At 22.8% G+C, this 8455-nt stretch carries 9 protein-coding genes and 1 other RNA gene; all 10 read right to left on the bottom strand.

Features of this window, described 5'->3' with window-relative positions:
* Positions 1-29: 29 nt before the first annotated feature.
* Positions 30-1208: a tRNA lysidine(34) synthetase TilS gene (gene tilS / locus AAHM77_RS02710; protein WP_342252596.1), complete on the bottom strand. Its 1179-nt coding sequence runs from the start codon at positions 1206-1208 to the stop codon at positions 30-32.
* Positions 1198-1890 (bottom strand): tRNA1(Val) (adenine(37)-N6)-methyltransferase, encoded by a 693-nt coding sequence (locus AAHM77_RS02715; protein WP_342252597.1) that lies wholly within the window; start codon positions 1888-1890, stop codon positions 1198-1200. Before AAHM77_RS02715 ends, tilS begins: the two co-directional genes overlap by 11 nt.
* A complete protein-coding gene (locus tag AAHM77_RS02720) occupies positions 1890-2666 on the bottom strand; it encodes a hypothetical protein (RefSeq protein ID WP_342252598.1) in 777 nt (258 codons plus the stop codon). The genes AAHM77_RS02715 and AAHM77_RS02720 overlap by 1 nt, the downstream gene beginning before the upstream one ends.
* 6 nt (positions 2667-2672) lie before the next feature.
* The gene (gene tmk / locus AAHM77_RS02725; protein ID WP_342252599.1) at positions 2673-3302 is read right to left on the bottom strand and encodes a dTMP kinase; all 630 of its coding nucleotides are present in this window, start codon (positions 3300-3302) and stop codon (positions 2673-2675) included.
* 15 nt (positions 3303-3317) lie between these two features.
* Complete coding sequence (gene recR, locus AAHM77_RS02730) at positions 3318-3893, bottom strand: recombination mediator RecR (RefSeq protein ID WP_342252600.1); 576 nt, start codon at positions 3891-3893, stop codon at positions 3318-3320.
* A gap of 11 nt (positions 3894-3904) precedes the next feature.
* Positions 3905-5647: a DNA polymerase III subunit gamma/tau gene (gene dnaX / locus AAHM77_RS02735; RefSeq protein WP_342252601.1), complete on the bottom strand. Its 1743-nt coding sequence runs from the start codon at positions 5645-5647 to the stop codon at positions 3905-3907.
* Positions 5640-6089 carry a nucleoside deaminase gene (locus AAHM77_RS02740; protein ID WP_342252602.1) on the bottom strand — a complete coding sequence of 150 codons (450 nt, stop codon included), beginning with the start codon at positions 6087-6089 and terminating at the stop codon, positions 5640-5642. Before AAHM77_RS02740 ends, dnaX begins: the two co-directional genes overlap by 8 nt.
* Before the next feature lie 17 nt (positions 6090-6106).
* Positions 6107-6192, bottom strand: an RNA gene (gene ffs / locus AAHM77_RS02745) — signal recognition particle sRNA small type.
* 130 nt (positions 6193-6322) lie between these two features.
* On the bottom strand, positions 6323-7594 hold the full coding sequence (serS, locus tag AAHM77_RS02750; protein ID WP_342252603.1) for a serine--tRNA ligase: 1272 nt from the start codon (positions 7592-7594) through the stop codon (positions 6323-6325).
* 4 nt (positions 7595-7598) lie between these two features.
* A partial coding sequence (locus AAHM77_RS02755) for a DNA gyrase C-terminal beta-propeller domain-containing protein (RefSeq protein ID WP_342252604.1) occupies positions 7599-8455 on the bottom strand: 857 nt, incomplete at its 5' end.

The raw sequence follows: 8455 nt of genomic DNA on the forward strand, positions 1-8455 counted from the left end.
AAACTTTGTAATTTATTTTAACATATTTTTTAAAAATTAAATGAATTTAAAAAATTTATTTTCAAATTCATTATAATTCTTTTTTTATCATAATTATTTAAATTATTTAAAATTTTTGGTGATATTCAAACTATTTGATTTTCAATAAAAACTGTAGGAATACGCAAAAAATCTAAATTAAGTTTATTGCGAATAAATAATTCCTTTAAATTTTTATTACCTATAAAATATTTTTTATAATATTCTAATTCATTTGTAATTAAAATATTAAAATTTTTATGCGTTCACTCAATCCTTATATTTTCTAATTTTTTTGCATCTAATATTTTTAAATGATCATAATTTGTAACTAAACAAAAATCATTATTTATTTCAATAACCCTTCTTTCTTTAAACGGAAGTGTTTTTTTGGTAATCTCATATAAAAATTTACCTTTTTTGTTTCATGTGAAAATGTTTTTAAAATTAAGTAAATTTTTTATAGCTTGTTGTTGAAAGTGGAATTCTAATTTTAAGTAAAAATCTATCTGTAAATAAAAATGTTCATAAATGTGATTTTTTATTAAATTTAATTTATTATTTTTTTGTTCAATTTCTTTTGTTAATGTTAAAAAATTATAATTATCTAAATTTTTCCTAATTTTATTTCTAGAATATTTTAAATCATCATTTGTTTCATCGATACCAAAAGGTATTTCTTTTGTTTTCAAATATTCATAAATAAAATCTCTGGAAACACTTAACATTATTCTAAAAACTTTAATATTAAAAATATAATTAATTTCTTTTAAACCATAAAAATCAGGGACAATATTTCTTTCTTTCTGAAAAATATATGTTTCTAATTTATCTGTAAAATTATGCCCAATTAAAACACCTTCACAATTAAACTTTAAAGATATTTTTTTAAAAAAATTGTACCTATATTCTCTTGCATCTTTTTCAAAATTAACATTATTACGGTTCAAATTTTTATAATTTGAATATTGGAAGATAATATTTTTTTTAAAACAGAAATTTTTGATAATATCAAAATCTCTTTTCGCTGATTTACGAATATTATAATTTACATGTGCAACAATAATGTTATTAGCATTTAGATTATTTAAAGAATTGCTTAAAAGAAACATACTGTCCGGTCCACCTGAGACAGCTATAATATATTTTTTTGTTGGGTCTAGTAAATTAAAATTTAATTTATTCTTCATCGGCAATAACAATTAAAGGTGCTGTAACTTCCAAACCTGGTGGACCTTGGAATATTGATTTAACTAAAAAACTTTGTGACTCTTTCTTTACTTTAGAATGTATAAATGAAATTTTTTTAGGTGTAAAATTATATATATTTAATAATTCTAACACCTCATTTAATCTTTCAGTTTTATGAGCTAAATAAAAAGAACCCTTATTCTCAATAATCTTTCTAACATTTATAATTAATGTTTCTAATGTTAACAAAAATTCATGTCTAGCGTTTTTAATAAATTCACTTTTTTTTGTAACCCTTCTTAAGTCATGGACTTTAAAAAAAGGCGGATTACAAATTACAATGTCAAATTTTTGATTTAATTTTGAAAATTCTTGAATACTTATATTTTTAATTTGAATTTGTTTTTCTAAATTATTAATCAAGATATTTTCTTTTGCTAATTCTGATGCTTCTTGTTGAATTTCAATGCCTGTAATTTTAGCTTTTGTTTTTTCAGATAAAATTAAAGGGATAACTCCGTTATTGGTTCCAATATCAATTATATTTAAATTAGAATTATTTTTTTTAAGATCTAAAAATTCTGGCAACAGTATGCTTTCAATAGAATAATTGAACATATCAGTTCTTTGAAATAATTTTAATTTTTCATAACCTTGAATTGTGTTTAAAACTTTTGGCATTAATTAATTAATTCTTTCTCAAATTTAAATAGCATATTATACAAAGATAAATTTTTGTTTTGATTTTTCGAAATATTTATTTGGGTTTCTAATAATATTTCTTTAAAAATAAAATTTTGGGCATTATTAATAATCTCTTGTAAAAATTTATTAATTTCATTTTTATTTTTAGTTCTTACATCATTAATTAAAATATAATTATTAACAATATTTTTTGGACTTAAGTTTTTTAAAAACATATTTGTTAGCTCAGATGAATTAGGGTAAGTCACGGAATTTATATCATTTTTGATAAATCTAAATTTTATGCATCTAGAATTTATTGTTTCTAAAATTTTACCTTCGTTTAAAGTGACTAAAATAATATAAGTGTTTAATGGAGGTTCTTCTAAAAATTTCAACAAACTGTTAGCTGCAGATGATGTTAGTAATTCAGCACCTTTTATAATGTATATTTTCTTTTCTGATTTAGTTATTGTTGTCATGCTGAAAATGTTTATCGATTTAATTATTTCTTCTTTTTTAATTAAATTCTCATAATCCCCAGTAACAATTATATTAGATAAAATATTTTTAGAAATTTTATTATGCACATGACAATTACAATTTAAAATTCTATTTTTATTTAAACAAAATATATTATTAACAATTTTAGAAATAATATATTCAGCAGTTTGAAATTCTTTTACAGAAATTATCATTTGGTTGGATATTTTATCTAAATCTATATCATTCACTATTTTATTTAAAATCAATTCATTATTTTCTTTTAACATAAGATCCTACTTGTTTATTTTAATTTCTTTGTCCATTATTTCTTTGCATTGTAAAAACACTTCGTCCGCTGTTTTTTCTGAACTTATAACTCTAAATCGTTTTTTGTCTTTTTCTAATAAATTTAAGTAACCTTCGTAAACTTTTTTATGGAATTCTAAACTTTCTAAATCAAATCTATTTACTTCTTTTTCGGATTTAGTTTTTATTCTTTTTGTTAAAGTTTCTGGACTGCAATCAAGAAAAAAAGTTATATTTGGTTTTACATCATTAAAGACGATAGATTGGATTTTTATCAAACTTTCAACACTCAAACCTCTTGCAAACCCCTGATAAACTAGTGTTGAATCTGAAAAACGGTCAGAAATTATTATAATGCCTTTTTTTAAATTTGGTTTTATTATTTTCTCAAAGTGTTGTTTTCTCGCCGCTATATAAAGTAGCGCTTCGGTTCAAGGTTCCATTTCGTCATTTGGAAAATCTTTTAATATAACTTCTCTAATTGACTCTGAAATTTCACTTCCGCCAGGTTCACGAGTAATTAAAAATTTATACCCTTTTGTTTTTAAATAAAACTCAATTTTCTTTATTAATGTTGTTTTTCCAGAACCATCAATTCCTTCTAATGTAATAAACATGTTGATCCCTCCTTGTTAGTTTCTATTTTTTAAGGCTGATTTTAAAGTTGTATCATCTATATATTCTAAAGAACCACCCTGTGGTATACCTCGTGCTAATCTGGAAATTTTTATATTTTTATTATGAAGCATATTTTTTATATATTGAGACGTTATTTCTCCTGAAAAAGTTGCTGATGTTGCTATGATTACTTCTTTTGAATTATTATTTATTCGACTAAATAATTCATTAATTTTTATTTTATCAGGAGTAATATTTTTATTTAAATCTATTTCTCCGTTTAAAATATGGAATAATCCATTATATATTTTTAATTTATTTATATTCATAGCATCAAAAACATTATTAACAACACAAATTTTACTGTTATCTCTAGTGGGATCTTCGCATATTTGACAAACATTATTTATAGTTAAGTAAAAACAAATTTTGCAATTTGAATATTTATTTTTGATTTCTTTTAATTTGTTTGATATTTCATCTATTAAATTTGGGTTTTTAACTAATTCAGAAAACAATTTTTCAGCATTTTTATTGCCAATTTTAAAAACTAATTTTAACTCTTGAATACTTTTATCAATTTCAGACAATTTTATAACACCTAATTTCTTACTTTATAATTCGAGAATATATCTTCACCTGATAAAAAATTACTGCTTTTATTTTTAATATTATCATTATTAAGTTTATTATATTCCATTTCAATATCTAATTCTTCGTATTTTGGAAGAATTTTATTTTGAAACAAAAATAGATAGTCATTTTTTAATTTCATCAAGTCAAAATCCGGGATAACAACAAATAAAATTTTTGATTCAAGACGATTGAAAATTTTGTCTTTTGTTTTTATATCCATTATTTTTTCATAAAACACTTTATGCGTTTCATCGTTGGATGTTGTTATTAAAACAGATGTTTTATTAGCTGATCGGACTTTTATATTTTTTATCCATTCAAAATCTGAAAATAATTCTTTAATTATAGTCTCTATTTTTATTCTGGTTTCTTTAACAGGTTCTAATAAGGTGTTAATTAAAATTTTTTGTGAATATTTATTCTTAATATATTCATTGCTATTTGTTTTATTTAATTTAAATGTTTTAGTTTCGGAAATTTCATTATTTGTTTTAACATTTAATATTTTTTTTTCTTCATTAACAGATTTTGTTTTAAATGTTTTCAATGTGTTGTTCTCTTTGGGCACATTCGGAATTTCTAATTTATTTTTGTTATCTGTTATAGTATCTAATTTTGCATTTTTAGTTTTCATCAAATCAATAAATTTTAGCAATGCTATTTCAACATATATTTTTATATTTCCATTATCATTCATGTTATTTAATGACTTATTAATTAATTCAAATAACAAATAAATGTTTTCACTATTAATGAAATCATTTAAATTATTTATATTTATTAAAGACACGTTTTTTAAAAAGTGCTCTGATCCTGTTATTTTGAATTCTAAAACTTCTTTACAAATAATTAGTAAATCATTTAATAATTGAGAAAAATCTACACCTTTGTTTTCTAATTCATTAAGTTTTTCTATTAATTCGGATATTTTAAATGTAAAAATTTTTTCAAATAAATAAAGTACATCATCAAAAGTTGGTAACAAAAAAACTTTATTAATAACATCAGTATCAATTTTACCATCCGAAAAAGAGATTAGTTGCTCAAATATACTCAGAGAATCTCTTATGCTACCTTTAGCTAATTTAGCTATTTTTTGAAATGATTGTTCATCACAAATAACTTTTTCTTTTTTCGAAATTATTTTTAAATTATATATTATTTCACTTTCTTTTAAATTGGAAAAAATGAAGTTTTGACATCTAGATAGAACAGTTGGGGGTATTTTATGCATATCTGTTGTAGCTAAAATAAAAACAGCGTGTTTTGGTGGTTCTTCTAATGTTTTTAAAAGTGCGTTAAATGCTGATTGTGTTAACATATGAACTTCATCAATTATATAAATTTTATATTCACCTGCTGTTGGTAGTAATTTAATGTTTTCTTTCAAACTTCTTATTTCATCTACTCCATTATTGGACGCAGCATCTATTTCCAAACAATCAATCATTCTATTTTCATTAAATTCCTCACAATTTTTACAAAAATTACAAGGGTTGTAACCTTCCTTTTTTACACAATTTAATGTTTTAGCAATTATCCTTGCAACAGTAGTTTTTCCAGAACCCCTGGTTCCATAAAACAAATAAGCGTGCGCAACAGAGTTATTAGTTATTGTATTTTTAAATGAAACTTTAACAAACTCTTGTCCTACAATATCATCTAAAAATTTAGGTCTATATTTTCTATAAAGTGAAATATTATTCATTTTTATCATTCCTTTTTAGTTTAAAAAAATTGTTTAATTTATCTTTTATTAAATCACTTGTTTTATTTTCAATTTGTTGAACTTTAATGTTAGATAAATTAATAGAATGGTTTGATAATATGTACCCCATTTTTTCATTTTTAACATAAAAATAAATATTTGAGATTTTTGATTGTATTATAGCTCCTGTACACATTAAACATGGTTCTAAAGTAACTATTATTTTAAAACCTTTTAAATTTCAACTATTATTCTTTATTGCAAATTTTTCAATAGCAATTATTTCAGCATGATTCGAAATTTTATTAGTTCTATTTCTTTCATTATAAGCAATGGACACTAATTCATCTTTTTCATTTAATAAAATAGCGACATTTGGTACTTCGTTATTTAAGTTGGCTTTTTCTAATTCAAGTTTAATCTTTTCTTCAATATCTTTCATTTAATCACCTGAAAATAAAAAAAGCCATCGCACATAGTATTTAATCTTATGGCTGCTATCTTCCGATCCTGACCAGTTTCGATTATACAATTGCAACGGCAATGTTATATTAACACATAAAATAAGTAATACAATACCTATAAAGAGTTTTAGTTTTCATTGTTTCACGTGAAACAATGAAAACTAAAATAAACATTTGTTGCTTTTTCATTGTTTCACGTGAAACAATGAAATTATTTTTTTATTTCTTTTTCATTATTCATATAAGGTATTAATACTTCTGGTATTTCAATATATTCTTCTTTTTGATAATATTCCAAAATTGCAGCTATAAGTCTATCTATAGCTAATGATGAGCCATTCAGAGTATAAAGTAATTTTTTTTCATCACTTTTATCCTTATATTTAATATTCATTCTTCTAGATTGGAAGTCTGTACAATTTGAACAAGATGATATCTCCACATATCTTTTTTGAGCAGCCATTCAAACTTCAATATCATATGTAATTGCAGAAGCAAAACCTGTGTCTCCTGAGCATAATTTAATTATTCTATACGGCAAATTAATTTTTTTTAAAATAGATGTCGCACATTCAAGCATTTTCAATAATTGTTCATTAGCGTTGTCGGGTTCTGATAACACAACCATTTCAACTTTATTAAATTGATGTAATCTTATAATACCTCTATTATCTTTACCTGCTGACCCCGCTTCTTGTCTGAAACACTGAGAATAACTTGTCATTTTTATAGGTAATTCATTAATATCTATAATTTTATTCCTATATAAATTACATAAAGTTACTTCACTTGTTGGTATTAAATATAATTTATCTTTTTCAATATAATATGCATCTTCTTTAAATTTAGGCAATTGACCAGTACCTGTCATTATTTCTTGTTTAACAAGATAAGGAGTTTGAAATTCAGTAAAACCATGTTCAATATTATTATCTAATAAAAAGTTTTGTAAAGCTCTTTGTAATTTAGCACCTTTATTTTTGTATACAACAAAACGAGAACCTGACATTTCAACACCTGATTCAAAATCAACCAAATTAAAATCTTCGGCGATATCGTAATGATTTTTAGGTTTCTTAATATTTTTAGGTGTTCCTCATTTTTCAACTTCTAAATTTTCGTTTTCGTCTTTACCTATTGGAACATCTTTTTCTAAAATATTTGGAATCATTAATAAATGATTTCTAAAAGTTGCATTTAGTTCATTTAAGGCTATTTCCTTCTCTTTTATATTGACTTTTATTTTTATACTTTTTTCTCTAAGTGTTTTTAATTCACTTTTATTATTTTCTTTTATATATAAACCAGTTTGTTTAGTAAGTTCATTTAGTTCTTTTCTCAATACTTCGATTTCTGAAATTTTTTGATTTTTATTCATCAATTGTTTTTTAAGTTCTAAAATATCGTTTTTATCTACTTTTTTATTAACTAAATTTTCTATAATTTTGTCTGTTTCGTTTAATAACATTTTTGAATCGATCATTTAATTATTCCTCCATTGTCAACAAATCTAAAGAAGAAATAGAACCTTCTTTCAAATTCATTAATTTTACACCTTTTGCTGTTCTACTTAATGTTGGTAATTCATCACTTTTAAAAATTAAAATATTATTGTTATCAGAAGTTAATAAAACATTTGCGTTATGAGCCAAAGGTTTAGCACTGAATAACAAATTGTTCACATCTATGTTCATAATTTTAACACCAGTTGAACCTCGATGTGTATGTTTTATATCTTTAGAATTTATTAATTTTCCTATACCGTTAGATGAAACCAAAACTAATTTTTCATTTTCATCTACAACACAAAGCGAAACAATATTTGAACCTTTTAAATTAATTCCTTTAACTCCTTTTGCTGATGTTGAATAAACAGGTAATTCTTTTTCTAAAAATTGAACAGCCTTACCTGCTGAACTAAATAAAATAATATTTTGATTTTGTTGTAATAATTCAATATTAGCTAATGAATCATTTTCATCGAAATTTATAATTCTTTTACCAGTTCTCCTAATTTTATCCAAAGAAAATAATTTTATTTTTTTAATAATTCCTTTTTTTGAAACTAAAACTAAATTTTCGTTTTTATCTTCTTTATCAATTTTAAAAATTGATATTATTTTTTCATCTTTTTCAATATCTAAAAGATTTATTATTGGTATACCATGAGATGTTCTTGAAAATTTTTCAATCTGATAAGCTTTTTTTCTATAAACCTTACCTAAATTAGAAAATAATAAGATGTCGTCTAAAGTACTACAACTTAAAATTTTGTGCACTGTGTCATCTGGTGTGTTCAAACACGTTATTCCTGTACCACCACGTTTTTGCACTTTCATTTCAT

It is taken from the genome of Spiroplasma endosymbiont of Amphibalanus improvisus (genome assembly GCF_964030645.1).
Lineage (GTDB): Bacteria > Bacillota_I > Bacilli_A > Mycoplasmatales > Mycoplasmataceae > CAXIPX01.